The organism is Polyangiaceae bacterium (assembly GCA_020633235.1).
Lineage (GTDB): Bacteria > Myxococcota_A > Polyangia > Polyangiales > Polyangiaceae > JACKEA01.
The window spans coordinates 881,489-907,697 of the sequence record JACKEA010000001.1; the positions used below are offsets into that span (position 1 = coordinate 881,489).

Here is a 26,209-nt window from a genome sequence, read left to right on the forward strand (position 1 = left end):
GAGCGCCGGTTCAGGTCAGCAGGCCGGGGGCGACGATGAACAACAGGCCAAAACCGACGAGCAACACGCCGCTCACTCCCTTGAGGACCTTGGCGCCCCGCTCGCTGAGCGTCATGCGGTGTAGGGTCAAGGCATAGACCGTGACGATCAGCGCGAGCGGCACGACGTAGGCCACGTTGTAGAGCGCCAGGTAGGCCGTGCGGGTCAGGGGCGAGAGCTCCTCCCGCAGTGTGAGGATTCGCGTGTAGACCGCCGGCAGGCCCAGGGTGCAGCCGAGCTCCACGAGGTTCACCAGAAAGGCCAGGACAGCGATGCCGACGAACGCGGCGGGCAAGCTCGCCGCGCTCGCGATGCGACGCATTCGCCGATACAGCCCGGGCTTCATCTTGTCGGGGATGGTCAGGGATAGGCCCTTCTTGAACCAGACCAGCTCCTTGAGATTCACGAGCCCCAAGCCCAGCACCACCACACCCAGGGCGAGGGTGATGGTGCGCGACAGACCGATCAAGGATAACAGCCCCGCCCAAGCCGTCATGAACACGAAGTAGACGACGCCGGAGGCGACCACGAAGGTGCCCCCGAAGAGCGCCAGGCGTTTCCTCGATTTGACGTGGACCAGGATGCTGAGCAGCACCAAGAGCACCCACATGGCGCAGGGGTTGATGCCGTCCACCAGGCCGATCAGCAACGTGAACGTCGGCAGCGAAATGCTGCTCGGGTCGACGCGTCCGATCATGGGCACGTCGATGAAGCGCTCGGCCTTGGGTCGCTTGCCGCGTGCGAGATCGATGACGCGGGCCTCGGTCGTGGCGCCGTCGTAGCCGACGATCCACTCTTTGCCGATCACGAAGCTCGGGACACCGACGGCCTTGGCGCCCAGCCGTTGCATGACGCCGATGAAGCGGCGCCGACCTTCGGGATCGCTGCGCACCTCGATGCTCTCCACGCGTACTCCCGGGATCTCCTCGGGCAGGCGCGCCACGAAGGGCTTGGCCTGCTCGCAGTGCGGGCAGCCGGTACCCCAGAAGAACAGCACGACCAGCCCCTCCTGGGCACCGGCGTCTTCTTCTTCTGCGAGCTCGAGATCGATGTCCACGGGGCAGGCTCCGGGATCGACGATGCAGTCTCCATCCGGACCCGCATCCAGCGGATCTGCCGCGGCCGTCGCCGCCAGCAACGCACAGAGGAGCCAGACCAAGAGGACGAGGGCGCGGCGGAGCACGGCCTCACTCCCTCCTGCAGCGCTCCACCAGCTCGCGAAGGCAGCGCTCGCTCTGCCCCTTGGTGAAGCCCTGCACGAAGCCGTTCCCGCACACGAAGGTCGGAACCACGGCCTTCTCGATCTTCAGCCGCCGCACCTCCCGAGCGAAGCGCCGTCGTCCTTCCTTGTCGCGGCGCACCTCCCACGCCTCCACGACGAGCTTTGGGAACTCCTGCTGCAACTTCTTCAAGAACGGCCGAGCGGCGGCGCAGTGCGGACAACCCTCCGCCCAGAAGAACGAGAGCACGCGTCGCGGGGTCGCCACCGCGCTCGGTGACACGACGCTAATGGCGAGCAGCGCCAGGAGCTGGCGGCGACGCATGGTCCTCGAACGCCATGCAGCATCCCTCGTGCCACGGAGAAATGCGCGGGAACGCGGCGGCGTGCTCCGCAAGCCTTGCGTTGGGCTCGGGTGCCAGCGCAGCCGTTACATTGGGCGATGCGTGAAGTGCGCCTCGCCGCCGGGCGCGTCGCCGGTCAAGTCGAGGTCCACCGTCAACTTGGTGCGCTCCGGTCGGCACGCGGCTTCGTTCCCCTCGGTGCACCAGTAGTACGTGAGGCTCACCTCCGCGGGGCCCGTGGCACCGTCCGCCACGACGATGGGAAGCCGAATGGGGAGCGAGCTCTTGTCGAGCTTGGTCTTGATGCGCTTCGGGAACTTCAAGTGCTCGCCGTGAGCGACGACGGAGAGGGGAGCTCCTTCGGTGAGCTTGGCCTTTGCTGGCGGCTCGATGGAGATCACCAGTGTTCCGGCGCCGGGACCGAGCTGCCCCGCGGCCTTCACCCGGCGGTGCGATGCCTTCATGTGCGTCGGCTCGGCGGCCGTGACCAAGGCGGCGGGGGCCTGACGCGCGGCTTCTCCAGGTGGAGCCGGGTTCTTGGTGCAACCCGAGACCGCGATGCCCGTGATCAAGGCGAGCGTCCCCGCGGTTTTGGGGGTGACAAGCTGCATCTTTCGCCAGATACGTAAAGTCATGGTCGCCGGTTTCTGTTCCTGTTCCCGGCCGGAGCAGTGTACCGGGCTCCCGTAGGAGCCGGTGAGCGGGAAAATGGGTGCGTGGTGAGTGGTTCCGAGCCGCCCCGACAAAAAAATACAGCGCTGCGCTTGGTGGTCGTCGCCGTCGTCCTGGGCTTCTTGATCATCTTTGCGGCGGCTCTTTCCCGCGAAACCGGCAAAACTCGAGAGGACGGCGCCTGCAAGCGAGGCGATCTGGCCGCGTGCATCCACCTGTGCGCCGCGGGCGCCGAGGCTGCATGCAACGTCCTCGACGAGCGTTGCCATGCGGGGAGCCAGGCCGCCTGCAAGGGAGCCGAGGGGGCGCGGGGGGCAGCTCGATCTGCGAAGTGAGGGCTCGGAAACGCGCGCCCGGTGTTCTAGGGTTTTCTGGTTCATGCCAGCACCCGTGAAACCCATCGCCGGTGACGAACAGCTCCCGTTGGACGTGGATGCGTTCCGCAAGAGCTTCGTGCGTCACGTGCGCCACACCCAAGGCAAGGACCCCCGCATCAGCACCCAGCTGGATCACTTCGTCGCGGCGGTTCACAGCGTTCGCGATCGCCTGACGGACCGCTGGACGCGAACCATCGAGCGTTTCGTTCGGGAACAGCCCAAGCGGGTCTACTACCTGTCGATGGAGTTCCTGCTCGGGCGCCTGCTGGAGGACGCCTTGGTGAACCTGGGCGTGATGGACGAGCTCCGCGAAGCACTGGCACAAGTGGGGGTGGACCTCTCCGACGTGCTCGAGCAAGAGCACGATGCCGGCCTCGGCAACGGAGGATTGGGTCGGCTGGCGGCGTGCTTCCTGGATTCCATGGCCACCTTGGGCATCCCGGGAATGGGCTACGGCATCCGCTACGAGTACGGCATCTTCCAGCAAGACATCGTGCGCGGCGAGCAGATCGAGCGGCCCGACAACTGGCTTCGCTACGGCAACCCGTGGGAGTTCGAGCGTCCCGAGCGCCGTTACGCGGTGCATTTTGGTGGTCGCGTGATTCAGTACAGCGGCCCCCACGGTCGCATGCAGCACGAGTGGGTGGACACGCACCAGGTGTTGGCGGTGGCGTACGACACGCCGGTTCCAGGTTTCCAGAACAACGTGGTGAACACGCTGCGGCTGTGGTCCGCCAAGAGCACCCGTGCGTTCGACATCGAGTACTTCAACCGCGGCGACTACATCAAGGCCGTGGAGCTGAAGGCGCAGACCGAGAGCATCTCCCGCGTGCTGTACCCGAACGACGCTCAGCTCGCCGGCAAGGAGCTGCGCCTGAAGCAGGAGTATTTCCTGGTTTCGGCCACGCTGCAGGACGCCCTGGCGCGACACCTCGCGCGCCACGAGACACCAGTGAATCTCCACGACTTCGCCATCTTCCAGCTCAACGACACCCATCCGGCGCTGGCCGTGGCGGAGCTGATGCGGCTGTTGGTCGATCGCCACCACCTGGATTGGGATCTGGCTTGGACGGTCACCAGCCGTTGCTTCGCCTACACCAACCACACCATCTTGCCGGAGGCGCTCGAGCGCTGGCCGGTGTGGATGCTGGAGCGGCTGTTGCCACGGCACCTGCAGATCATCTACGAGATCAACGACCGCTTCTTGCGGGAGGTGCGGCTGCGCTACCCCGGGGACGTGGGCAGGCTGCAGCGCATGAGCCTGGTGGAGGAGGGCCCCGAGAAGCAGGTCCGGATGGCCAACCTGGCGATCGTGGCGAGCTCGCGCGTGAACGGCGTTTCGGAGCTCCATTCGCGCCTGATCCGAGAGCAACTGTTTCGGGATTTTTCGGACTTCTTCTCCGGCAAGTTCATCAACCAGACCAACGGCGTCACGCCCCGGCGTTGGCTCCAGAAGTGCAACCCGGAGCTCGCCACGCTGATCTCCCGGCGCATCGGCGAAGGCTGGCAAAAGGACCTGGCGGAGCTCGAGAAGCTCGAGGGCTTCGCCGCCGATCCCGAGACCCAGGCGGAGTGGGTTGCCATCAAGCGGCGGAACAAGGAGCGGCTGGCGCGCTGGCTGCGCCACACCCACGGCCTCGATCTGGATCCCACGCAGCTCTTGGATTCCCAGGTGAAGCGCATTCACGAGTACAAGCGCCAGCTGCTGAATCTGCTGCACGTGGTGGCGCTGTACCTGGAGCTTCGCGCGGACCGGACGCTCGACCGAGTGCCACGGACGTTTCTGTTCGCGGGCAAGGCCGCGCCCGGCTACGCGATGGCGAAGAAGATCGTGTACTTGATCAACGCCGTGGCGGAGCGCGTCAATGCGGATCCGTTGACGCGGGATCGGCTGCGCGTGTTGTTCGTGCCGAACTACGGAGTGACCTCGGCGGAGCACATCATTCCGGCCAGCGACGTCTCGGAGCAGATTTCCACCGCGGGGATGGAAGCGTCCGGTACCGGGAACATGAAGTTCGCGCTGAACGGTGCCTTGACCATCGGGACGTTGGACGGCGCCAACATCGAGATCAAGGACAACGTCGGGCAGGAGAACGTGTTCATCTTCGGGCTCACGGCGGAAGAAGTGGAGGGCACCCACCGCGCTGGCTACGATCCCTGGCGCCTGTACCACTCGGATCCGGCGATTCGAACGGCCCTCGACGCGATCGAGAGCGGCATGTTCTCGCCGGACGACCCCCATCGCTTCCGGGACGTGGTGGAGTCGCTCTTGGGAGGTGGGGACCGCTACCTGGTGCTCGCGGACTTTCGTTCCTACGTGCGCACGCACGAAGCGCTGGAGCAGGTGTATCGCGACTCCGGCGAGTGGGCGCGGCGATCCATTCTCAACGTGGCTCGCATGGGTTGGTTCTCCAGCGACCGAACCATCGCGGGGTACGCCCGCGAGATCTGGAACGTCCCGGTCTGATCACATCTCGCAGGTGGGGTCGTCGAGGATCCAGTCGCCGACCTCGCCCGCGTAGCGGGACGAGAGCTTTGCTCCGTCAGGCATGGCAGCGACACAGCTCTTGCCGGGGCCGGAGCTCTTCTCGAGCAGGCGATGCTCCGGCGCCGTGTCGAACAGCTTCTCGAGTTGCTCGTCGGAAGCGTGGACGATGATGCGATCGCCATCGGCGACGGCGTCGAAGCCGTCTTTGCTCATGCGGGAAGCCACGTGCCGCGCCCGAAACGGATTGGGGGGCGCCGTCGCAATCCAGAGACAGTGATCGGGATGTTCGGGTTTTGGGCAGGGCGGCGCGGAAGCTTCCGGTTCGGCCGGCGCGGTCCGTTCGGGAGCCGGCACGCTGGCCGTGGGCGGCGGGGGCGCAGGAGCTGGCGGCGCGGACGCCGCGGGCACGGGGGCTCTGGGCGGCGTGCCAGCGCACGCCGTGAGCAACAGCAGCACGGCAGGACGAAGGCGCATCATGCGGGAAAGAACCGTTCGGCGTGGACGATGGCTCGGTAGTGCACCGAGCGGTACGGTGTGCTCTTCGGATCCTGGTCGACGACTCGGCCGACGACGACCACGCGCTCCCCGGGCTCTATGGTCGCCACGGCAACGCGCAGGGCGAGGCCGTGCTCGGCGGTCAGATGCGCGTGGACTCGCGCCACGTCGTCCTGCTCGCGTGGGACCTTCACCAGCACGCGGCAGTCCCCATCGGTCAGCACGAAGTCCACGGCCTGGTGCGCGGTGATGGTGTAGGCCCGGGTAGAGTGGGGAACCCCGGTGACGCTGAGGGCGCTCGGCGGCGCGGCTTCGTACTCCAAGGCGACACAGACCCGTCCGCTCACGGGATCCGGTAGCGTGGCCAAGGCCTCCACCTCTCCCTCGATCTCGACGCGGCCCGAGGAGACCCGGGCCATCGGCAGGCGCCGAGGACGGCGCCAGGGCAGCCAGTCCAGAGCGGCCATGGCGCCAGCCTACGAGGCCTGGGCCGGCCCCGCAAATGTGGTCTGACCTGACGGAATCGTGACGGTTTCCTGGCCCTGTGCCGAATGCCCTGCGGGCTAGGAAAAAGACCATGGCCCAAGTCCTGCTCGGCACCTACACCTATGCCGAGTTCCTCGCTTGCGCGGTGACCTTCGTTCCCATCATGGGGGTGTCGCACTTTCGGCACCGCAAGGACCCGACCCAGCGCATGCCGGGTCGCTGGATGCGGCGCTTTGGTCGCTTCACGTCGTCCCTCACGCCAGTGTGGCGTTTCTCCGTCGACGGCACCCCACCCGCGGACATCTTGGAGCGCCCCTACGTGGTGGTCAGCAACCACGAGTCCACCGCGGATCCGTTCCTGCTCTCGTTTCTGCCGTGGGACATGCGCTGGGTGGCCAAGGAAGAGCTGTTCAAGATCCCGCTCATCGGTCAGATGATGCACTTCGGCGGCGACATTCCCCTCAAGCGCGGCGCCCGCGACAGTGTCGAGCGCATGATGGACGAGTGCAAGAAGACCCTCGCCGGCGGTCTCCCAGTGATGTTGTTTCCCGAAGGCACGCGCTCTCCCAACGGCGAGCTGCTGCCTTTCAAGAACGGAGCGTTCCAGCTGGCGATCGAGGCCGGCGTGCCGGTGTTGCCCGTCGCTCTCGCGGGTACGCGCAACTGCCGACCGAAGGGCTCCAAGTGGTTCGGGCGCGCGCGTGCCTTGGCGCGGGTGCTCGAGCCCGTGGACACTCGCGGGATGACCGGAGCGGACGTGGAACGACTGCGGGACTCGGTGCGGGATCGCATCCGAGGCGCTTTGCCCGCGGTTCGCGCCGCGGTGGGCGTTCCTTCAGATGGAGTCGCGCCGCTTGAGAAGGATGAGAATGACGATCAGCATCGTCACCATCATCGCGAACAGCACGACTGGCGGTAGCCAGACGTCCTTGTACTGGGAGAAGCCCCAGGCTCCGTGAAAGTCGGTGCTGGCGATCTGCGCCTGGGCGCACTTGAACTTGCCCTGAAACACGAAGTTCTCGGGGCTCACCAGGTCTGGCCGTTTGAGGTCCATCACCCAGGCGGCGTCGTCCGCGATGGCCATGCGCTCCTGTGCCACCACGCCCTGGAAGCCCCAGCGCGCCGGCACGACGTACATCGGGTACTCGAGCCAGGGGTTGGTGGTCATCGGCACCATGATTCCGCCGAGCACCACCTGGGGCAGCAGGGCGATGGGGGTGAGGGCCATGGCCGCTTCGCTGCTGGTGACCATGGTGCTGAGCAGGAGGCCGATGGCCACGGAGTTCATCGCCGTGATGATCATCGTCCCCAGGTCGATCACGAACGCTTCGGGGCCACCGTTGAAGCCCAGCGCGAAGAAAACGATACCGAGCAGCACCGTGCACTGGATGACGCAGAAGAACGATAGCAGGAAGAACTTGGAGAAGACGTAGTTGAAGAGCTTGAGGTTCACCATCCGCTCGCGCAGATAGATGGCTCTCTCACTGACGATCTCTCGGGCGGCGTTGCTGGTTCCGAACCAGACGGCCGCCACCACCAGGAAGAACGCCGCGCCGGAATGGTCCGGCGTGGTTTGCATCTTGGTGAGCAGGTCGTTGGTGTTGCCCAGACCGCCGCTGCGGCGGCCGAGCTCCTGCAGCGCGCCCAGGCACCAGTACGGAATGGCGTCCTTCTGACCGCCGAACACCAGCGCCAGCAAGAAGCCGATGATCGGCGCCTGGAGCAGCATGATCGCCGTCCCGCTCACGTCGCGCACCTTCACCTTGAAGTAGCGACTGAGGAGCAGTCCGAACTGTCCGCGTGTCTTGGGGCGGGTGCGGGGCACCCCTTGCTGATTCGAGCCGGTGCCCACCGAGCGTGGGCCGGAGAACATCTTCTGGAAGACGGGGTTTTGTGGGTTGAAGAACTCCGCGTTCCACTCGCGAGCGGCGGCCTGCCGCGCCATGGCCCTGGGCGCGTAGGGATTCTGGGCCCGCATGGAGTCCCAGATCGGGCGCTCCCGCTGGTTCAACATGTCGAACATGTCGCGGGGATTGTCGATGTCGTTCGGCTTGCCTTGCCGCTCCAAGTAGGAACCGAAGAAGCGGTAGCCATCCCGCGTGGGGCCGTAATAGATGGGAATGCCACCCTGTCCCAGGATCAGAGCGAGGTTGAACTTCTCGTACTCGTCCTTGGCCGGCTGGTGGATGGTGCAGATGATCGTCTTGCCCGTGGTGCGAGCGAGGTCCGCGAGCAGCTGAACCAATGCGGTGGTGTCATCCGCGGCCAAACCGCTCGTCGGCTCGTCGAGGAACATGATGACGGGGTCCGTCACCAGCTCCATGGCGATGTTCACGCGCTTGCGCTGACCACCGGACAGGATCTTCTTCTCGGGCTTGCCGATCTGCAGGTGCGCCACGCTTTCCAGGCCCAGCTGGGCCAGCGTGGCGTGCACACGGCGGTCGATTTCCTCGTCGGAATAGTCCGGCGGCAAGCGGAACAACGCGCTGTAGCGCACGGCCTCGTACACCGTGAGCTCGGGGTGCACGATGTCGTCCTGCGGCACGTAGCCGATGGACCCACGTAGCGCATCGTAGATGGCGTACAGATCTTCGCCGTTGATGCGTACTTGCCCCGCCGTGGGCGGCAAGTATCCGTTCAACGTGAGCAGCAGCGTGGTCTTGCCGGCGCCGGAGGGACCCATCAGCGCGATGAGGTCGCCGGGCATCGCCTTGAAGCTGATGTGGTCCAGCAGGGTCTTCATCTGGCTCGGGTTGTCGCGGTCCCGAACCTGCATCACCAGGTCCCACGCCTCGATCTCGTACAGGGGACGGCCGGCCCATTGCGCCGCGTCCTCCACGATCATCGCGACCTCTTCCGCCTCCACCTGGATCAGGAGAGGCATCGGTCCGATGAAGACCTTTTCGCCGTTTTGTACGGCAACCTTCTGTCCCGGCGGGATGCGCTGGCCACGGACGTAGGTGCCGTTGGAGCTACCGCGGTCCTCCAGGTACAGCTGTCCGCCCATCTTGTGCAGGAGGGCGTGCTTGCTGGACACCTGCGGATGCTCGATCTTGATGTCGTTGTCCGGGGTGCGGCCGATGGTCTTGTAGCTGGGCTGCCCAGGGCCTCCGAGGGCGACCTGCCCGATGACGGTCTTGTGCTTCTTCCGCGGTTGGGCTGCGCCTCCGCCATCTTGGGCTGGAGCTGGCGCGGGTCCGGGCGCGGCGGCAGCTTGACCACCGCCGGCCAACGACTGCGCCAGCTGGAACACCAGGTGCATGGGCAGAGGCACGGGACCGAGCGTAAGGAGTGCGTTGGCGTCGATCGGTTGCGCCTGCTGCGGCGTGAGTCGCCGCCCCGCGAGCCAGGTTCCGCTGGTGGAACCGTGATCGGTGACGGTCAATGGATTCAGCGTGACCGTCGCGTGGTGCCCTGACACGTTCGGGTGCTGCACCACGACGTGGGCCTTCTCTGCCTCGCGCCCGAAGGTGATCTGCCCGGGGACCGGCGAGAGCCCGCCCGGGTGCATCAGCATCATCACGATGGCGGGGTGCGAGATGGGCACCGCCGCCTGACCGACGACGAACTGGGTACGGAAGTCGAAGGGGACGGGAGTGTTGGGTTGGAGCTGGGCGCCGTTCGCCAACGAAGGCCCCGCGCCTGCGTCGATGAACACGAGCTGCCCGCCGCCCTGATGAACGATCCGAGCGTGCTCCGGCGCGACGCCGGGACCGCCGAGGCGGATGTCGCAGCTCTCGGCAGTGCCGATGGTGATGGTTTGCTTGCCGAGGCCAGGGATCATCGGTTTTTACGCTCGCACGCTTCTAACAAAGGGACCCGCTCAAGGGAATGCCGCTCCGTCCGGGGCTCCCGCATCCAGCTTCGCGTCCGGGGTCGCGTCGGGTTTTTCGGGCGGAACCGTGGTGGCGTCCACGCCGGAGTCGTCCTCCGGTGTCGGCAGCGGCTGGAGCGTCCGCTCCGACGCCGTCGTCGGCGGGGGAGGGGGCGGCGGAACCTCTTCGTCGTTGCCGTGGCGTCGAAGTGCGCCATGCAGCCACCATACGAACACTCCGCCCACGATGACCAACGTGACGACCGCCGCGAACAGCACCAACACACGGGCCACGCTGCGCGGCTGAGCGCCGCCTTCGGCGACCTCCGGATCGCGACGGAAGGGCCGAGCGGGCATGGGCGCGTCCCCGGGGAGCGTGGTCCGCTCCGTTCTGGGCTCGTCCAAGATCGTCGGCGACGGGCCGTCGCCACCGGGGACCGTGGCGCCGGGCGGGAGCTCCTCGTCCAACACCGTGGTCTTGCTGCCCCGTCCGTCCGGAAGCACCACGGTGGCGGCCGTTGGCACTGTGGCAACGTGAGCGAGCTGCACCGTGATGTTGTCGTGGCCGCCGCGCTCGTTGGCGAGCGCCACGAGCTCGCTGCACGCCGGGGCGGGGTCCGTGCGCGAGTGGCGGTTGACGATGTCCTTGATCTCCGCGTCACCGACCAGGTCCGTCAGACCGTCGGTGCACAGCAGCAGGCGATCACCGCTCATCAGTGCCAGCGGCTCGGGGCGCAGCTCCACCTCGACGGTGGGGGCCATGCCCAGGGCCCGCGTGATCTTGTTGGCCTCCGGATGGGTGGCGGCGTCGCTCTCGCTGAGCACGCCGGCATCCACCATCTGCTGTACCATCGAGTGATCCCGGGTGAGTCGAGCGATGGACTCCCCCCGCAGCAGATAGGCTCGCGAATCGCCCACGTGGGCCACCTCCGCGCCGCCGGGGTGGAGCAGCAGCGCGACGCAGGTGGAACCCGGGCGCAGCTCCTGCGGTGCGTCGCCTCCGACCGCGTAGACCGCTCGCCCGGCGCTGTCGACGGCCGACCACAGCGCATCGCGCGGCGGATCAGCCGCGCTTCGCGCGGTCACGGCTTCGACGATGGTGCGGACGCCGACGGTGCTGGCTTCGCGCCCCGCGGAGTGTCCGCCCATGCCGTCGCACACCACCAGCAGCAAGCCGATGGTCGTGTCGGCGAAACCGGCGGCGTCCTCGTTGATCTGCTTCGAGGGATCGCGGCCAGCGTCGGACAGCTCGGCGAAGTCGACGACGACGCCCCGTACGGCGCGGCGCACCCGCTACCTCCGCTACTCCAGCCGAACGCTGAACTCGACCGGGCCGAAGCGCAGGAGCGAACCGTCTTGCACCGGCGTCCAAGTGCCGGGGGCGATGCGGTTGCCGTTCACCAGGGTCCCGTTGTTGCTGTTCTCGTCACGAATCAGGAGCTGGCCGTTGTCGAGCTTGACCGACGCGTGCAGTCCGGAAACGCGAGGCTCCGTGAGCAAGATCCCGCACTGGGATCCGTCGCGCCCGGCCTTCATCTCGATGCCGGGCACGACCGTGAACACCCCTGCCGAACCTTGAAGGGTGGCGCGGGACACGCTGGGTCCCGTGCTGGCGTAGGGGTTGGGTGGGGCAGCGGGCTGTTGAGCTGGCGCGTCGTTGGTCACGCCGTATTGCGGGGAACCGCCGCCGTACAGGAATTCCGGACTTACGCCCCCACCCGCGGGGGCTGCCGGCGAAGGAGGGGACACCTCCGGTGGTGACGCTCCGTGTCCTGGTGGAGGTCCACCGACTGGGGGTGATGCGCCGTAGCCACCGCCCCCGCCGTAGCCGCCGCCTTGGGGCGGACCGCCGTAGCCGCCGCCTTGGGGCGGACCGCCGTAGCCGCCGCCTTGGGGCGGACCGCCGTAGCCACCGCCTTGGGGCGGACCGCCGTAGCCGCCGCCTTGGGGCGGACCGCCGTAGCCACCGTAGGGCGGCGCTCCGCCAGCGACGACGGGCGGCGGCGGTGCGCCTCCGCCGCCCTTCTTTCCGCCGCTACGCACGATCACCACGATGAGCAGCGCCACGACGACCAGGCCAAAGGCTCCGCCCAGAACCCACAGCAACGGGAACGGCTGCGTGGTCCCCTTCAGCTGGATGATGCTGTCGGCGGTGACGCCGCTCGTGCGGAGGGCCTTGTTATCGTACAGCACCACGCGCACGACGGCTTGGTCCCCCGAACCGTGGAGGATCTTGTCCTTGTCGGGCGCTTCGAACTCCACGAACGTGTCGCTCGCCTCCTTCGCCGTGCCCTTCATGCCCATCGCGATCAGCTGCTGCTGCGTGCGCTTCGCTTTCTCCACGTCGGCGCCCGCAAGGGCCGCCGGGACCTGCTGACCCGCAGGCAGGAAGTAGACTTCCGCCCGGCTCTTGTCGCCGCCCCAGCAGAAGTCACCGTAGACCTTGAAGCTGCCACCCGGAAACACGCCTCCCTGGCGGGTGGCCATTTGCTGGGTGTACTCGATGTTCACGTCCAAGGGCCACGTCGACGGATCGATGCCAACGGGGACGTCTTTGAAGGTGTTGTCACCCAGAATGGGTGGCTTCACGTTGTTGAACACCAGCCCGAAGGTCTGCGTCACGGACGGTGAGATGCAGGCCACTCTCCATTTGACGATGTACATCTTCGCGAAGCGCGAGCGCACGGCGTTGACGATGGCGCCGGCGCGCCCGCCCTGGCCGTCCCGCATGATCGTGAAGAAGCCGCCGATCTCCGGGTTCGCCAGGTTCTGCATGAACTCCATGGAGTTCTGCTTGAACTCGTCGTACGTGCTCGCCGGGTACCACACGCTGATGACGGGCACGGGGAGCTTCGGCAGGGCGGTGTTGTCCTCGGGGAAACGGCCGCCGGTCATGTAGCTCTGCAGCTGCAGCGCTCCGGGGCCGGTGGTGGCCGGGTCCGTTCCACCGAACCCAGTCGAGAGCACCACCATGGCTTGGTGCAGCGGCACCTTGACGTCTTCGCCCACGTTGCCGAGGGACTTGAAGCCGTCCGTCGCCGCCGTCTTGATGATGGTGAGCAGGGACCGGTTCCGACCCTGGGCGCGGTAGGTGTCGCCCACGGAGTTGATGAAGGCCGACGCCGAGCCCTTCTTGGCGGAGCTCATCCACTTGGAGTCCTTCACCACCTGACGGTCGTTGAAGAACACCACGTTGACGATGTCGCTCGGCCCCATGCTGGAGACGAACTGGTTGGCCACCGCCTTCGCGTCGTCGAAGGAGCCCTTCATTCGCGAGTCGGCGTCGATGAGGATCAGCCATGCGGTGCCCACGCCGGGCTGCTGTTGGCTGTCGCCCCACTTCTCGTCCTTGACGTACTTCGCCGGGTGGTCCGTGCCCTCGACCTTCACGCTGAAGATGGCGTTCTGCGCCGGGAACGGAAACGGGGTGTAGAGGGAGTACGGCTTCTCGAGCGCCGCGCTCATGCAGTCCCACAGAGCAGTCCCGCGTGCAGAGGCGCAGTGCTGCGTGGCTTCGCTCACGCGCTTGGTCTGCACCACCTCGATGACGGTGGTGAGGATCGGCGAGCCGTTGTCCTGCGCCGCGCGCGGGTCAATGCGCATGATGTGGGCTTCGGGGGCTGCCCAGGCGCTCCTCGGAACGAAGAGCACTGTGAGCACCAGAAGCGATACGGCGAGCGAGGAGATGAAAGAGCGGAGCGTTTCGCGTGCGATATGCATGATCAGTTGCTCAGACGATTTTGACCGTGACGGCGTAGCCGCCGAAGCGGAGTTGGTCGCCATCTACGAGCTCCTTGGCAGCATTCGGCGCCAGCTTCTCGTCGTTGACGAAGGTCCCGTTCGTGCTGCCTTGGTCCTCCACCTTGAAGCGGCCCGGGCGCGCCGACGCGTGCACGATGGCGTGCCGCGACGACGTCGTCGGGTGATCCACCTCGATGTCGAGGCCATCGGCGGCGGCCTTGCGACCGACGACGTTCTTGCCTTGGTACACGGGCCAGAAGATCCCGAGCTCGGCGCCCTCGTAGCCAACCAAGAAGCCCGCCAGAGCTCTGGGCGCGTCGGGGGCGACCTGCATCGGGTCCTTCGCCCCGCTCTCCGACGCCGGCTTGGGACTGGCTTCGGCGGCAGGAGCGGGAACGGGCTCGGGAGCGGGCGGCGGCGGAGCGACGGGGGCCGGAGCGGGGGAGGCCTGATGCTGTTGCTGCTGCGCCTGCGCCTGCTGCGCCTTGTCGTGCTCGTCCGTGGTTGGCGGCGGCGCCGTGGCTGCGAAGGCCGCGGGATCGTTCCAGCCGGGAGGGCCGCCCGGTGCTACCGCGCCAGCGGGTCCCGGATTGGTGGGGCCCACGCCCGGCGGCGCTCCAGGTGCCGGCGGTCCTGGCGGAGTTGCCATCGGGCTGCCCGGGAGGTCCGGTGTCATGGTGGCGCCGAACGGATTGAGGCCTTCCGGAGAGCCCACCCTGAACGGTGCCGCGCCTGGCCCGGCGGGCACTTGGCCAGGGGGACCCCAGGCTCCAGGCGGCGGGCCGGGAGGGGGACCACCAGGAGGCGGATACGCCTGAGGCGGAGCTCCGTAGCCGGGGGGCGCTCCGGGAGGCGGTCCGGGGGGAGCGCCCCAACCCGGAGGGCCGGCTGGGGGTGGCGCACCCGGAGGTGGTCCCGGTGGAGGGCCATACCCCGGCGGCGGTCCCTGGGGTGGAGGTGCGCCTTGCCCCGGTGGCGGTCCCCAGCCAGGCGGTCCAGCCTGTGGTGGCGGTCCTCCGGGGGGCGGTCCTGGCGGCGGCCCATAGGGTGAGCCGGGAGCGGCGCCCGAAGCGGGCAGCGGGGCGCCGCAGGACGCGCAGAACTTGCTAGTGGGTTGATTCGAGATGCCGCACCGCGGGCACGCGACCATCGGGACCTCCGAAACCAAGTTAAACCGCGCAAACACGCGGTCGGGTGCGCGCCAGCATACCCGTTCCGCTGAGGATGGGTAGCCTATCGGCCTCGGAACCTTGCGAAATCGTGTCGAACGCCGACCGTCCGGCCAGCGTTCGGGACGCGGCTCAGATGTCCTTCTCGTCCTTGATGCGAGCGGCCTTGCCGGACAGCCCACGCAGGTATTGCAGGCGGGCCTGCCGCACCACACCGCGGCTCACGACCTCGATCTGCTCGATCCGGGGAGAATGCTGGAGGAACACGCGCTCCACGCCCACGTTGAAGCTGGTCTTTCGAACAGTGAAGGTGCTGCGAGCCCCCGCTCGATGGCGCTTGATCACGGTACCCCGGAAGACCTGGGTGCGGAGCTTGTCGCCCTCGACGATGCGGTAGTGCACGGCGATGGTGTCGCCAACGCGAAACGCCGGCAGGTCATTGCGGAGCGCGCTCTTTTCGAGCGCTTCGATCTTGGAGTGAGTGGTCGACATGGCGTCCTCGGAGGCCTGAAAAGTTCGGGGTGCGGGATTATGCACCTCTGAAGGCTTTGGTCAATGCCTAGCTTGACGGCAATCCCGTCGAGGGCTATCTCCGCCGCCCACTTCAAAAAGACCTCGGCCCGGCTCCGGCTCCGACCGGCCCCGGCAACCAGGAGAACCACGATGAATCAACACCCCGGCGTCATCGGGCGCAAGCTCGGAATGACTCAGATCTTTACCGAGGACGGCAGCGTCATCCCCTGCACCGTGATCGAGGCCAAGGCTACGGTCGTTGGCAAGCGCACTCAGGAGAAGGACGGCTACGACGCCCTCATCGTGGGCCTCGGAGAGCGCACCTCCAAGCACACCAACAAGCCCCTCGGCGGTGCCTACAAGAAGTCGGGAGTGGCTCCCAAGCAGACGCTGCGCGAGCTGCGCTGCGACGCGGAGTTCGCCGCGGGCTTCGAGGTCGGGCAAGATCTGAAGCTCGACGGGTTGTTCGAGGAAGGCCAGTTCGTGGACGTGCAGGGCACCTCCCGCGGGCGTGGCTTCTCCGGCGTCATGCGTCGCCACAACTTCAAGGGCGCGGTGTCGACCCACGGCAGCCATGAGTACAAGCGCCACGGCGGCTCCATCGGTACCAACATGACGCCCGGTCGCGTGCTCCCCGGCGTGAAGATGCCCGGCCAGCACGGCAACGCGACCGTGAGCGTGCTGAACCAGCGCGTCGCCAAGGTTCTCCCCGAAGAGGGGCTGCTTCTCATCCGCGGCGGCGTTCCCGGTTCCAAGAATGGGCTGGTCGTCGTGCACGGTGCCATCAAGCGGCGCGGCGGCAAGCCCGCGAAGTGATCGCATGAACATCGCTCCGTGGCGTACGGAGCGGATCCTGTGGAACGACGAGCTGTTGGTGGTGGACAAGCCACCAGGGCTCGTCGTGCATGGTGGCGACGCCACCGCCGCGGACGACGTCGTCTCGCGCCTCGCGAGCTGGCTCGAAGGCGACGCCTACCTCGGCGTCCACCAACGGCTGGACAAGGGAGCCTCGGGGGTGCTGGCCTTCACCCGTCGAAGGGAGCTGAACGCCCGCGTCGCCGCCGACTTCGAGCGGCACGAGGTCGGGCGGCGTTATGTCGCCTTGGTGGCCTCGCACGCGCTCCGGCCCGCGGGGCAGCTCGAACATCGCCTGCTGCCGGTGAAAGGCGGCAAGACGCGCGTCGTGCGTCAAGGTGGCCAGATCGCTCGAGCGAGCTATCGCGTGCTCCAGCGGGTGGGAGGACGCGCGCTGGTGGAGCTCACTCCGCGCACTGGCCGTACGCATCAGCTGCGCGTGCAGCTGGCAGCCATTGGCGCCCCCATCGCGGGCGACAAGCTCTACGGCGGCCCGCCAGCGCCGCGCTTGATGCTGCACGCGGAGCATTTGGCGCTGCCCTCCGTCGGTCTGAGCTTCGACGCGCCGGTGCCTGCCGCCTTCGATGATTGGCTGCACGAACGAGAGCAGCTCGGCAGCAGCGATCGGGTTCGCGCTGCGCTTTCGGATGCGCTCTGTCTGCGCCATTCGTTGGCGGGCGCGGCGAGCGCTTTTCGGTGGGCCAACGGCAGCGCCGACGACGTGCCCGGCGTAGTGGTCGACGTCTACGACGAGTGGGCGACGCTGTCGCTTTCCACGGACGACGCGGCGGCCCGGGAAGACGAGCTCGCCCGCGCTCTCTTGGAGCTCGGCGCGCGTGGCGTGTACGCGAAGCGCAGGCCTCGCGCCGATCTACGCCGTCAAGAGCGCGACGCGCTCGCCCCGACGGAACCGGTGGCGGGGATCGTGGCGCCCAATCCGCTGACGGTGCGGGAGCGGGACCTGTCCTTCGCCGTGGAGCTCGGAGACGGTCTGTCCACCGGCTTGTTCGTGGATCAGCGGGACGGGCGGGCACGGCTCCGGGAGCTGTCTGTCGGCGGTCGCGTGTTGAACCTGTTCTGTTACACGGGCTCGTTCTCCGTCGCCGCGGCGGCGGGAGGTGCCCGGCAGGTGACGAACGTGGATCTGTCCGCCCGCGCCCTGTCCCGCGCACGCGAGAACTTGGCGCTGAACGGCTTGGAGGCCGAGCGCCACCGTTTCGTCAAGGCGGACGCTTTCGATTGGCTGGCTCGCGCCGCGAAGAAGGGTGAAGCGTTCGAGATCGTGGTCTTGGATCCCCCGAGCTTCGGCACGCGCAAGAAGGGGAGCTTCAGCGTGCAGCGCGACTATCCGCGCTTGGTGGAAGGGGCGGTGCGAGTGCTCGCGGCGGGCGGACGGTTGATCGCCATCACCAACCACCGAAAGACGTCGCGGGATCAGTTGCGGCGCATCGTCCGGGATGCCGCCGCGCGCGCGGGCAGGCAGGTCGTCCAGCTCAAGGACCTGCCCTCGGGTCTCGATTGTCCCGACGGCCCGAGCGGCCCCACGCCGTCGAAGAGCGTTCTGCTCACCGTACGCTGACGGATGGTAAGCTGGGAGCATGGGTCGCGCTTTCGCCGCCGCGCTGCTGCTCGCCCTGGTGGGTTGTGCGGGCAGCACCGAAGACGACGTGGGCCGGCCGCCGGGTAGCGGCGGTGCGAGCAGCGGGGGCGCAGGCAGTGGGGGGAGCAAGGGCACCGCTGACGGCGGACCCTGGCCCGATGGCGGAAACAGCGGCGGCGGCGCCGGGCTCGGGGGAGCCGCCGCGGGTGGCAGCGGGGGAACCGGCGGTGGTGCGGGCGGCTCCGGCGGCGGTTGCGTGGCGTCCGCGGAGACGTGCAACAACCTGGACGACGACTGCAACGGCCAAGTCGACGACAACCTCAGCCAAAGCTGCTCGACCGCGTGCGGAACGGGCACCCAAACCTGCTCTGCGGGGCAGTGGCAAGCGTGCAGCGCGCCCCAGCCCGCCACGGAGTCGTGCAACCTCGCGGACGACGACTGCAACGGGAAGTGCGACGACGGCGCAGGCTGCCGTCACGGCGTGTATCGCTCCGTGAGCGCCGCCACCGGCGAGCATTTCTACACCACGAGCGCCAGCGAGGCGGTGTGCTGTGGCTTCACCCTCGAGGCCTCCAACTTCTACTACCTGTACTCCGCTTCCCAGAGCGGCTTGTCGGCGTTCTACCGATGCCTCTCGAGCAACGGGAAGCACTTCTACACCAAGAGCGCCAGCTGTGAGGGGGCCGGAACCCAAGAGGGCATCTTGGGCTACGCGGCGGATCAGGCGACCTGCGGCGCCGTGCCGCTCTATCGCCTGAACAAGTCGTCCATTGGCGATCACTTCTACACCACGAGTGCGACCGAAAGAGACAGTGCCGTGGCACAGTCCGGCTACCAGTACGAAGGCATTGCGGCCTACGTCTGGAAGGACGGTTGAGTGAGCCGCGGTCGGAGCTCGTACCGCGGTGCCGACGCGCGCACGCGGCAAGCCAAGGCGCAGGGCTACCCCGCGCGCAGTGTGTTCAAGCTGGAAGAGATCGATCGCCGCCTGCGACTCCTCAAACCGGGGCAGCGGGTGCTGGATCTCGGCGCCGCGCCTGGCTCGTGGAGCTTGTATGCGAGCCAGCGGGTGGGTCCGACGGGGCACGTGTTCGCGGTGGACCTGTCGGAGATCACCCAAGCCTTCGGCAAGAACGTGACCGTGCTCCAGGGCGATGCCCTGGACCTGGACAACGATGCGCTGGCGTCCGAAGGCCCTTACGACCTCGTGCTCAGCGACATGGCGCCGAGGACGAGCGGCTCCAAGATCCAGGATCAGGCGCGGTCCGCGGAGCTGTTCATGCGGGCCCTCGCCGTCGCCGTTGCTCTGGGCGCGCCGGGCAGCCACTTCGTGGGCAAGCTGTTCATGAGCGCCGAATTCACGGCTGCCCGGCAGGCCGTGCGCGACCACTTCGAGAGCGAAAAGACCATCCGCCCGAGTGGAACGCGGCAGCAGAGCTCGGAGGTGTTCCTGGTGGGGGTCGGCCTCAGGCGTTGAGGCGAGTCACTTGCACACGGTCGAGCAGTTGGTGCCGATGCACCCGCTCAAGGTGTCGAACTTCGCTTTGCCGTTGGGGTTGGAGGTGACGCAGGCGTCCTCGCAGCCCGCGGACGGATTGGTCTGACACCCCTGGATGCAGGTGATGATCGCGGCGCAGTCCGTGTCCCCGTTGCAGGCCGCGAACTCCGTGGCGCAGTGCTGACCGATACAGCTCTCGCAGTCGTTCGGGCCCGAGCCCGCCGAGCCCGCAGCTCCCGCCGCCCCGCCGGTGCCGCCGCCTGCGCTGCCGCCGCTGCCCGCCATGCCACCGGTGCCGCCCCCGCCACTGCCCCCGGTCCCGCCGCCCGCGCTGCCTCCGGTGCCGGAGTTGCCGCCGGTGCTGCCCCCCGCCGCGCCGCCGCTCCCTCCGGTGTTGCTGCTGCCGCCGCTGCCTCCTTCGCTGTCGTCGCTGCCGCACGCCGACGTCAGCACCATCACCGAGACAACACCCCAAAAAATGCTTCGATGCATCGTTCGCCTCCCACGCGGACCCCGCCCGCGGGCAGCACTCTATCACGGGTTGTGAGCTGCCCGCGCGAATCCCACACTCTCGTACATGGCTGCCCTGCGAACGCGCCGCCCCACGGACGATGCGGCGATCGTTCGGCTGGCCGTCGAAGCGTTCGCCGAGTACTCGGCGACTGCCGCTGCCCATGCCGAGAAGATGGTTTGTCGGTCCGGCGCGGAAACGCTGGTGGCGAGCGTGACGGATCGGGTCGTCGGGTTCGCCGTGGTAGTGCACGGTCCGACGGCGCGCCTCGACGCGATCGCCGTCACCGCGGAGCATCGCGGGACCGGCGTCGGTCGGCAGCTCCTCGCCGGCGCGGAACGCGTGGCCAAGAGAAACGGCGCGGCGCGCATGACGCTGGCCACCGCGGAGACCAACTTGGCGGCCCTCGATCTGTTCCTTCGGTCGGGCTATCGCATCACCCGGCGCCTGCCCCGCTACTACTCTCGTGGGCAAGACGCGCTGGAGATGTCGAAGAAGCTGTGACTCAGCCGCGGATCTTGCGCACGGACGTCGTTTCCGCGGCCGGAGGGAAGCTCACTTCTGGCGGCGGGAAGCTCGGCCGCGCGAACAAGAAGCCCTGGCCGTATTCGGTGCCCGTATCCAGGACAGCGGAGTACTCGTCGTGGGTCTCGATGCCCTCGGCGACCACCGTGGCCCCCAGGCGCCGGCACAAGTCCACGACGGCGGTGACCAGCTCCTGCTGTCGGCGGCTGCGATCCAGGCCCATGATCAAGTCCCGGTCGAGCTTCACGACCTTGGGCTCGAGGTCCGAGATGCGCTTGAGGTTCGAGTAGCCGGCGCCGAGATCGTCCACCACCAGGTGAACCCCGACGTGGCTCACGACCTCCTTCAGCACGCTCATGCACAGCTCGTAGTGACTGAGGGGCACCGACTCCGTCACCTCCAGATACACGTCGTCGTCGTGACTCAGGATCGGATCGTCGGGTCGCACCAGCCAGCCTTCGCTCAGCTCTTTCGGATGGATGTTCACGAACAGCGGCTTGCCGCTACCGTGGGGCACGCCAATCTCGCGGATCATGCGGCCCAGGCGTCCGGCACAGCCGAGCTCGACGGCTTTCTCGAAGAGGCGGATCGGATTTTTGTACTCGACTACCCGGCAGCGAACCAGCGCTTCATACGCGAAGGTCCGGCCGGACGTGATGTCGATGATGGGCTGGAACACCACCGACAAATCTTCTGGCGCCACGAAGCTACGGAGGGCCGTCAGGGAGTCGTGGGCGTCCTCGTCGAAGGCAGCGTTCACCGCGGACGGCGCGTCCGACAAGCGGTTGGTGCGGGGCGTGCCTGCGGGAACGGTCTGGCGTTGGCTGCGCTTCATTGCTGCTGCCCCAAAACCCGAACCGTACCATGGCGGCCCGCGTCACTTCACGTGGACCGTCACTTCGGCGGAAAGCCCCGCGCGCATGATGTCGCCGGGATCGCCCTTCCAGTGCACGCGGACCGGCACCCGCTGAACGACCTTGACGAAGTTGCCCGACGCGTTGTCTGGAGGAATCAGCGAGAAGCGCGCGCCGGTGGCGGCGCTCAGGCTCTCCACGGTGCCTTCGAACTCCCTGCCGGGAAAGGCGTCGAGCTCGACCACTGCGCGGTCCCCGGCCTTGATGCGGGCGATTTGTGTTTCCTTGAAGTTGGCGACGACGTAGGTGGCGGTGGGTACGAACTCCGCGATGGGCTGCCCGGGTTGAACCAGCTGTCCCACGTGCACCGAGAGCCGCGAGACGATGCCGTCTGCGGGAGCCTCGATGCGGGTGTAGGAGAGCTGTAGCTTCGCGAGCTCGAGGGCCGCCGTCGCGCTCTTCACGCGTGCGTGGGCCAACGTGGCCTGGGCCTTGGCCACGGCGATGCGAGAGTCGATGGGCGTGCTCTGATCCAGCCGTCCCCGTGCCTCGGAGACTTGGCTCTTGGCCATGCGCTCGTTCTGCTTGGCCGCCTCGAGCTCCGCTTGTGCCAGATCCACCCCAGCCTTCGCGGCGTCGTCGGCCGCGATGGCGTTGTCGAGCTCCTGCTGCGACACCGCCGAGCGTGAGAACAACTCCTGGGTGCGGGCGCGCGACAGGGCGGTGCGCCGTGCCTCCGCTTCGGCGCGCTTTTTCGCTGCTTCGGCCGCCTTGACCCGTGCGTGAGCCGTGGTCACCGCTTCGGCGGAGGTGCTCACACTGGCTCGGGCGCTGGTGAGCCCGCCCTTGGCGGACGCCACGCTCACGGTGGACGAGGCGTCCGCCGCGTCGGCGTTGGCCTTGGCCGTCTCGAGCTCCGCTTCCGCCTGGGTGACCTTGGCTTGCGGCGTTTCTCGGTCCAGCTCCACCAACAACTCCCCCTTCTTCACGTGCTGGTTGTCCGTGACCAGGACCTTCTGGACCTGACCTCCGGTGCGCGCGCCGACGGGCACGATGTCCGCCTCCACCTGGGCGTCGTCGGTGGTCTCCTGGTTGGCGGTCATGAGCGAATACACGCCGATGCCGCCCACGACCACCACGAACAGCACGCCCAAGATGATGAGGGGTCTCTTGGGACTTCGCTTCTTGGTCTGGACCGGTGCCTCGCGCACCTCGGGCTTCCTCTCCTTGGAGCTGATCGGCGCGGGCGTGTCGAGCTTTTCGGCGGCGGATGACTTCGGAGGGCTCATCAATCACTCCATCTCGAGATGAGGCCGGGGTCCGGCGACCCGCTTGGCCTTCAGAAAGATCAGAATCGGCAGCACGCCGAGGAACAGGATTCCGCTCAGTAGAAACAGCTTCTCGAAGGAGAGGAGCATGGCCTGGCGCGCTACGGAGCCGGCCAACATCCCGTGAGCGGTTCGAGTCGCAGACGCGGCGTCCATCCCGTGGCTCTGCAAAGCACTCGTTGCCATCGCGACGCGTTCGGCGACCTCAGGTCGCGCGGGATCGAGGTGGGCGGCGATGCTCGCCTTTGCTTCGACCGCGTAGCGTGTGAGGAAAGTGGCGAATACGGCCAATCCCACCGACCCACCCACCTGACGCAAGAGAGAGTTCAGGCCCGTGGCGTCGGTGAGGCGTTTGCGCTCGATGCTGCTCAGGGCGGCCGTGGTCAGCGGCACGAACAGGCAGCTGAAGCCCACGCCCTGGATCAAGATGGCGCTGACGATGCCGCTGGCGGTGGTTTCCAGCGTGAAATGGCTCATCTGGTAGGCGCCGATGGAGAACAGCAGCACGCCCACGCCCACGATTAGCCGCGGCGAGACGGAGTTGTACATGCGGCCGACGAAAGGCGTGACCAGCATCATGATCAACACCCGCGGCATCATCGCCAAGCCGCTTTGAGTGGCGGTGAAGCCGAGCAACTCCTGCATGAACAGCGGCAGCAGGAACATGTTGGCCATCAGCATGGCGAACATCAGCGCGCCGATCAGCGTGCCGGACAAAAATACGCGATCGCGAAACAAGGAAAGATCGACGGCGGGTACCGGCGCCGTGAGCTCGCGAATGGTGAACGCTGCCAGGGAGAAGAACGCGATCACCGCCATGGTGACGATCACGCGGGATTGGAACCAGTCGTCCCCTTGGCCCTCTTCCAACATGTACTGCAGCGAGGCGAGCCCGACGCACAAAAGGGAGATGCCGATCCAGTCCAAGTTCTTGCGCTGGCGATCTGCCATCTCACGATTGGCCGCGCGGATGTCGTCCGGCTCCTGCACGAAGCGCGACACCATGAAGAGCCCCAGGGCGCCGACCGGAAGGTTGATGTAGAAGATCCACTCCCAGCTGTAGTTGTCGACGATCCAGCCGCCCAGCGTGGGGCCGACGGCGGGCCCTATCATCACCGCCATTCCGAACAAGGCCATGGCCATGCCTTGCTCCTCCGGCGGAAAGGTCTGGCGCAAGATGGCCTGTTCCGTGGGCTGCAGCGCGCCGGCGCCCAGCCCCTGTATGGCCCGGAAGGCCACCAGGGCCTCCAGGCTGCGGGCGGTGCCGCACAGGGCGGAGCCCACCAGGAACAGGATCAGGCTGAACATGTAGAAGTTCTTCTGCCCGAAGAAGCGCCCGAGAAATGCCGTCAGCGGCATCACGATCACGGTGGCGATCACGAAGCCCGTGCTCACCCAGGTGATCTCCGTGATGCTCGCCCCCACCGCCCCGCGCAGATGCGGGATGGCCACGTTCACGATGGACGAATCGATGGTGCCCATCAGCGTGCCGAAGGTCACGGAAATGGTGACGAGCCATTTGTTGGTGGGCGCGCGGGCCATCGTCCCGGCGCCGGCGGTGAGGCTGGCGGTGGTCATCGCTGGGTGGCGGCGCCGTGGAGGAAGAAGGCAGCGAGCTCCGGCGCTCGCTCGGTGACGGGGCTGGTCGCCTCCGTCTCGTACAGCGTGCGAATGAGCAGGCTGCGGATCATGCCCATCAAGAGAGCGGCGTAGAGATCGGCGGACTTCGCCCGCAGCTCGCCGCTCTGCACGCCGCGCTCCGACAGCTCCGCGAGCCGGAGATATACGGCGCGCATGGTCTCCCGCGGACGCCGTGACGCGGGGAACACCGACGAGTCCTGGGCGTGCTCGCCCTGCATCACGATCGAGAGGAACTGCCGGTGCGCCTCGAAGTGCGCCAGGAGCACGTGCAGCACCGTCTCGAGCTGCTCGGCGAAGGGCCGTTCGTCCACTTCGCTCAGGGCGCCGTCGAGCTTCTTCACCAGGCCGGCGCGCCGCTCTTCGAGCAGCGCGTCCACGAGGCCGGCGCGGTCGTGGAAGTAGTTGTACAGCGTGCCCACGCTCACCCCGGCGCTCTGGGCCACGTCTTCCATCCGTGCGGCGTGAAGCCCGTCCTTGCCGAACACTTGTTCGGCCGACACCAGGATGGCGTCCCGCGTGGCTTCTTTCAGCCGCTGACGGAGGTTCTTGTGGGCTCCGGCATCACTTTCTGAATCTGGATTCATGGAGTGAATGGGGAGTTTAGAGCCCGCGCCAACGGGTGCAAGGGGGGTGAGCGCCGCGGCGACGAAAATGTGGTGGATCGCGCAGATCCGGACCCTGCACTGCGCAGGATTCAGAGCCGACCCGAGCGGGCGCGACGGGCCTCGGGCGGACCCGAATGGGCGCGACGGGGCTCGCGCCGCCCCGACAAAATCAAGCCGCGATCAGAACGCGTTCAAGCCGGTGAAGGCCTGGCCCAGCACCAGGGTGTGAACCTCGTGGGTGCCCTCGTAGGTGACGACGCTCTCGAGGTTCAGCATGTGTCGGATGGCGGGGTACTCGAGCAAGATGCCGTTGCCGCCCAGGATGCCGCGGCAGGCGCGGGCGATCTCGAGGGAGGCGGCCACGTTGTTGCGCTTGCACAGGCTGACCTGGGCGGGGAGCAGCTTGCCGCCTTGGGCGTCCTTCATGCGGCCGTAGTGGAGCACGAGCAGATCCCCCTTGATGATCTCGCTGGCCATGTCGGCGAACTTCGCCTGGATCAGCTGCTTGGACGCGATCGGCACGCCGAACTGCACGCGGTTTCTCGCGTAGTCCACGGTGGACTCGAAGCAGGCCTTGGCAGCGCCCAGGGCGCCCCAGGAGATCCCGAAGCGCGCTTGCGTGAGACAGCCGAGAGGCGCCTTGAGACCCGAGCCGCTCGGCAGCATGTTTTCTGCGGGAACGCGACAGTCGTCCAGCACGATCTCGCCGGTCTCGCTGGAGCGCAGGCTCATCTTGCCGTGGATGCGGGGCGTGTCGAAGCCTTGGGTTCCGCGCTCCACGATGAAGCCGCGGATGGACTCCACGTCGCCGTCGTCCACCTTGGCCCACACCACGGCCAGGTGCGAGATGGGCGAGTTGGTGATCCACATCTTGGTGCCATTGAGCACGTAGCTGTCGCCGTCCTTGCGCGCGCGGGTGGTCATCGAGCCGGGATCGGATCCACTGTCCGGCTCGGTGAGGCCGAAGCAGCCGATGATCTTGCCTTGCGCCATCTCCGGCAGGTACTTCTGCTTCTGCTCCTCGGAGCCGTAGGCGTAGATCGAGTACATCGCCAGCGAGCCCTGCACGCTCACGAAGCTCCGAAGGCCGCTGTCCCCGTACTCGAGCTCTTGCAGGATGAGGCCGTACTGCACCGCGCTCATACCGGCGCAGCCGTAGCCCGACAGCCCCGCGCCGAGCAGACCCATCTCGGCCATCTCACCGATCAGGTCCATGGGGAACTGCTCCTTCTCGTACAGCTCCCCGGCTCGCGGCAGGTAACGCTCTCGGACCAGCCGCCGCACGGTGTCGCGGATCATGCGCTCCTCTTCGGAGAGGTGGGCGTCGAGGGCGGAGAGGGCGTCGAGGGTGAGGGGATCGCGGGCCATGGCAGGCGAATACCACGGGATCGGGCGGGGGCGTCGCCGGAAACTGGGCCAGCACCCAGGCCCTTCG

At 67.3% G+C, this 26,209-nt stretch carries 23 protein-coding genes; 7 read left to right on the top strand and 16 right to left on the bottom strand.

Translation table 11 applies throughout. The features are described from left to right. Positions 1–10: 10 nt before the first annotated feature. The 3 genes from H6717_03865 to H6717_03875 all read right to left on the bottom strand — a co-directional run bounded on the left by H6717_03865 (position 11) and on the right by H6717_03875 (position 2,213). On the bottom strand, positions 11–1,222 hold the full coding sequence (locus H6717_03865; protein MCB9576156.1) for a thioredoxin family protein: 1,212 nt from the start codon (positions 1,220–1,222) through the stop codon (positions 11–13). Positions 1,223–1,226: 4 nt separating this feature from the next. Next, positions 1,227–1,583 (bottom strand): thioredoxin family protein, encoded by a 357-nt coding sequence (locus H6717_03870; GenBank protein MCB9576157.1) that lies wholly within the window; start codon positions 1,581–1,583, stop codon positions 1,227–1,229. 105 nt (positions 1,584–1,688) lie between these two features. After that, positions 1,689–2,213: a hypothetical protein gene (locus H6717_03875; protein MCB9576158.1), complete on the bottom strand. Its 525-nt coding sequence runs from the start codon at positions 2,211–2,213 to the stop codon at positions 1,689–1,691. A gap of 439 nt (positions 2,214–2,652) precedes the next feature. On the opposite strand from H6717_03875, the gene H6717_03880 reads away from it, so the two are divergent. Further along, entirely contained in the window at positions 2,653–5,118 is a 2,466-nt protein-coding gene (locus H6717_03880) for a glycogen/starch/alpha-glucan phosphorylase (protein ID MCB9576159.1), read from the top strand. On the opposite strand, the gene H6717_03885 is transcribed toward H6717_03880, so the two are convergent. Both H6717_03885 and H6717_03890 read right to left on the bottom strand, forming a co-directional pair. Further along, complete coding sequence (locus H6717_03885) at positions 5,119–5,616, bottom strand: hypothetical protein (GenBank protein ID MCB9576160.1); 498 nt, start codon at positions 5,614–5,616, stop codon at positions 5,119–5,121. It abuts the gene before it with no gap. Next, positions 5,613–6,101, bottom strand: a complete 489-nt coding sequence (locus H6717_03890) for a hypothetical protein (protein MCB9576161.1) — start codon at positions 6,099–6,101, stop codon at positions 5,613–5,615. The genes H6717_03885 and H6717_03890 overlap by 4 nt, the downstream gene beginning before the upstream one ends. Positions 6,102–6,211: 110 nt before the next feature. On the opposite strand from H6717_03890, the gene H6717_03895 reads away from it, so the two are divergent. Then, positions 6,212–7,039, top strand: a complete 828-nt coding sequence (locus tag H6717_03895; GenBank protein ID MCB9576162.1) for a 1-acyl-sn-glycerol-3-phosphate acyltransferase — start codon at positions 6,212–6,214, stop codon at positions 7,037–7,039. Here the strand turns inward: H6717_03895 and H6717_03900 are convergent. The 5 genes from H6717_03900 to rplS form a co-directional block, all read right to left on the bottom strand. After that, a complete protein-coding gene (locus H6717_03900) occupies positions 6,956–9,904 on the bottom strand; it encodes an FHA domain-containing protein (protein MCB9576163.1) in 2,949 nt (982 codons plus the stop codon). The genes H6717_03895 and H6717_03900 overlap by 84 nt on opposite strands. Before the next feature lie 39 nt (positions 9,905–9,943). After that, complete coding sequence (locus tag H6717_03905) at positions 9,944–11,224, bottom strand: serine/threonine-protein phosphatase (protein ID MCB9576164.1); 1,281 nt, start codon at positions 11,222–11,224, stop codon at positions 9,944–9,946. 12 nt (positions 11,225–11,236) lie between these two features. Continuing rightward, positions 11,237–12,238: an FHA domain-containing protein gene (locus H6717_03910; protein MCB9576165.1), complete on the bottom strand. Its 1,002-nt coding sequence runs from the start codon at positions 12,236–12,238 to the stop codon at positions 11,237–11,239. Between the two features lie 1,426 nt (positions 12,239–13,664). Next, positions 13,665–14,825: an FHA domain-containing protein gene (locus H6717_03915; GenBank protein ID MCB9576166.1), complete on the bottom strand. Its 1,161-nt coding sequence runs from the start codon at positions 14,823–14,825 to the stop codon at positions 13,665–13,667. A gap of 151 nt (positions 14,826–14,976) precedes the next feature. Continuing rightward, a complete protein-coding gene (gene rplS / locus H6717_03920) occupies positions 14,977–15,336 on the bottom strand; it encodes a 50S ribosomal protein L19 (GenBank protein ID MCB9576167.1) in 360 nt (119 codons plus the stop codon). 171 nt (positions 15,337–15,507) lie between these two features. Between rplS and rplC the strand changes: the two genes are divergently transcribed. From rplC to H6717_03940, 4 genes are read left to right on the top strand one after another with little or no spacing between them, the layout of a single operon-like run. Next, entirely contained in the window at positions 15,508–16,173 is a 666-nt protein-coding gene (gene rplC, locus H6717_03925) for a 50S ribosomal protein L3 (protein ID MCB9576168.1), read from the top strand. 4 nt (positions 16,174–16,177) lie between these two features. After that, positions 16,178–17,791, top strand: coding sequence for a class I SAM-dependent methyltransferase (locus H6717_03930; protein ID MCB9576169.1), 1,614 nt, complete (start codon positions 16,178–16,180; stop codon positions 17,789–17,791). Positions 17,792–17,810: 19 nt separating this feature from the next. Continuing rightward, complete coding sequence (locus H6717_03935; GenBank protein MCB9576170.1) at positions 17,811–18,689, top strand: hypothetical protein; 879 nt, start codon at positions 17,811–17,813, stop codon at positions 18,687–18,689. Beyond that, positions 18,690–19,289 carry an RlmE family RNA methyltransferase gene (locus tag H6717_03940; GenBank protein MCB9576171.1) on the top strand — a complete coding sequence of 200 codons (600 nt, stop codon included), beginning with the start codon at positions 18,690–18,692 and terminating at the stop codon, positions 19,287–19,289. 6 nt (positions 19,290–19,295) lie between these two features. Here the strand turns inward: H6717_03940 and H6717_03945 are convergent, their stop codons facing one another. Then, a complete protein-coding gene (locus H6717_03945) occupies positions 19,296–19,802 on the bottom strand; it encodes a hypothetical protein (protein MCB9576172.1) in 507 nt (168 codons plus the stop codon). 85 nt (positions 19,803–19,887) lie between these two features. Here H6717_03945 and H6717_03950 point away from each other — a divergent pair, with 85 nt between their 5' ends. Beyond that, positions 19,888–20,325 (top strand): GNAT family N-acetyltransferase, encoded by a 438-nt coding sequence (locus H6717_03950; GenBank protein MCB9576173.1) that lies wholly within the window; start codon positions 19,888–19,890, stop codon positions 20,323–20,325. A 1-nt stretch (position 20,326) separates the two neighbouring features. On the opposite strand, the gene H6717_03955 is transcribed toward H6717_03950, so the two are convergent. The 5 genes from H6717_03955 to H6717_03975 all read right to left on the bottom strand — a co-directional run bounded on the left by H6717_03955 (position 20,327) and on the right by H6717_03975 (position 26,073). Continuing rightward, positions 20,327–21,181, bottom strand: coding sequence for an EAL domain-containing protein (locus H6717_03955; GenBank protein ID MCB9576174.1), 855 nt, complete (start codon positions 21,179–21,181; stop codon positions 20,327–20,329). Between the two features lie 42 nt (positions 21,182–21,223). Then, entirely contained in the window at positions 21,224–22,489 is a 1,266-nt protein-coding gene (locus tag H6717_03960) for an HlyD family secretion protein (protein MCB9576175.1), read from the bottom strand. 3 nt (positions 22,490–22,492) lie between these two features. Beyond that, positions 22,493–24,070 carry a DHA2 family efflux MFS transporter permease subunit gene (locus H6717_03965; protein ID MCB9576176.1) on the bottom strand — a complete coding sequence of 526 codons (1,578 nt, stop codon included), beginning with the start codon at positions 24,068–24,070 and terminating at the stop codon, positions 22,493–22,495. Positions 24,071–24,102: 32 nt separating this feature from the next. Continuing rightward, the gene (locus tag H6717_03970) at positions 24,103–24,753 is read right to left on the bottom strand and encodes a TetR/AcrR family transcriptional regulator (GenBank protein MCB9576177.1); all 651 of its coding nucleotides are present in this window, start codon (positions 24,751–24,753) and stop codon (positions 24,103–24,105) included. Positions 24,754–24,954: 201 nt separating this feature from the next. Then, the gene (locus H6717_03975) at positions 24,955–26,073 is read right to left on the bottom strand and encodes an acyl-CoA dehydrogenase family protein (protein ID MCB9576178.1); all 1,119 of its coding nucleotides are present in this window, start codon (positions 26,071–26,073) and stop codon (positions 24,955–24,957) included. Between the last annotated feature and the right edge of the window lie 136 nt (positions 26,074–26,209).

Coding starts and splice junctions, on each gene's coding strand:
- H6717_03870 (MCB9576157.1), bottom strand. CDS start 1,583: ATGCGTCGCCGCCAGCTCCTGGCGCTGCTCGCCATTAGCGTCGTGTCA.
- H6717_03875 (MCB9576158.1), bottom strand. CDS start 2,213: ATGCAGCTTGTCACCCCCAAAACCGCGGGGACGCTCGCCTTGATCACG.
- H6717_03880 (MCB9576159.1), top strand. CDS start 2,653: ATGCCAGCACCCGTGAAACCCATCGCCGGTGACGAACAGCTCCCGTTG.
- H6717_03885 (MCB9576160.1), bottom strand. CDS start 5,616: ATGATGCGCCTTCGTCCTGCCGTGCTGCTGTTGCTCACGGCGTGCGCT.
- H6717_03890 (MCB9576161.1), bottom strand. CDS start 6,101: ATGGCCGCTCTGGACTGGCTGCCCTGGCGCCGTCCTCGGCGCCTGCCG.
- H6717_03895 (MCB9576162.1), top strand. CDS start 6,212: ATGGCCCAAGTCCTGCTCGGCACCTACACCTATGCCGAGTTCCTCGCT.
- H6717_03900 (MCB9576163.1), bottom strand. CDS start 9,904: ATGATCCCTGGCCTCGGCAAGCAAACCATCACCATCGGCACTGCCGAG.
- H6717_03910 (MCB9576165.1), bottom strand. CDS start 12,238: ATGGGCATGAAGGGCACGGCGAAGGAGGCGAGCGACACGTTCGTGGAG.
- H6717_03915 (MCB9576166.1), bottom strand. CDS start 14,825: ATGGTCGCGTGCCCGCGGTGCGGCATCTCGAATCAACCCACTAGCAAG.
- rplS (MCB9576167.1), bottom strand. CDS start 15,336: ATGTCGACCACTCACTCCAAGATCGAAGCGCTCGAAAAGAGCGCGCTC.
- rplC (MCB9576168.1), top strand. CDS start 15,508: ATGAATCAACACCCCGGCGTCATCGGGCGCAAGCTCGGAATGACTCAG.
- H6717_03930 (MCB9576169.1), top strand. CDS start 16,178: ATGAACATCGCTCCGTGGCGTACGGAGCGGATCCTGTGGAACGACGAG.
- H6717_03935 (MCB9576170.1), top strand. CDS start 17,811: ATGGGTCGCGCTTTCGCCGCCGCGCTGCTGCTCGCCCTGGTGGGTTGT.
- H6717_03945 (MCB9576172.1), bottom strand. CDS start 19,802: ATGCATCGAAGCATTTTTTGGGGTGTTGTCTCGGTGATGGTGCTGACG.
- H6717_03950 (MCB9576173.1), top strand. CDS start 19,888: ATGGCTGCCCTGCGAACGCGCCGCCCCACGGACGATGCGGCGATCGTT.
- H6717_03955 (MCB9576174.1), bottom strand. CDS start 21,181: ATGAAGCGCAGCCAACGCCAGACCGTTCCCGCAGGCACGCCCCGCACC.
- H6717_03960 (MCB9576175.1), bottom strand. CDS start 22,489: ATGAGCCCTCCGAAGTCATCCGCCGCCGAAAAGCTCGACACGCCCGCG.
- H6717_03965 (MCB9576176.1), bottom strand. CDS start 24,070: ATGGCCCGCGCGCCCACCAACAAATGGCTCGTCACCATTTCCGTGACC.
- H6717_03970 (MCB9576177.1), bottom strand. CDS start 24,753: ATGAATCCAGATTCAGAAAGTGATGCCGGAGCCCACAAGAACCTCCGT.
- H6717_03975 (MCB9576178.1), bottom strand. CDS start 26,073: ATGATCCGCGACACCGTGCGGCGGCTGGTCCGAGAGCGTTACCTGCCG.